The sequence below is a fragment of the Micromonospora sp. ABR4_055 genome (assembly GCF_056160425.1).
In genome coordinates this window covers 1-226 of record NZ_JBSWXD010000384.1, presented here as the reverse complement: position 1 = coordinate 226, position 226 = coordinate 1, and the positions used below count along the sequence as shown (strand labels likewise).

1 pseudogene is annotated in these 226 nt (G+C 74.3%); it reads left to right on the top strand.

The features are described from left to right. A pseudogene (locus tag ACXAHD_RS32490) lies at positions 1-226 on the top strand (hypothetical protein); the annotation flags it as partial.

Genomic DNA, 226 nt, shown 5'->3' with positions numbered 1-226 from the left:
ACGACCGGACGGTGCGGGTGTGGGACGCGGCCACCGGCACCCCGATCGGCCAGCCGTTCACCGGCCACACCGATTGGGTGCGTTCGGTGGCGGCGGGGGAACTCGACGGCCGCCCGATCGTCGTCTCCGGCAGCCACGACCGGACGGTGCGGGTGTGGGACGCGGCCACCGGCACCCCGATCGGCCAGCCGTTCACCGGCCACACCGATTGGGTGCGTTCGGTGGC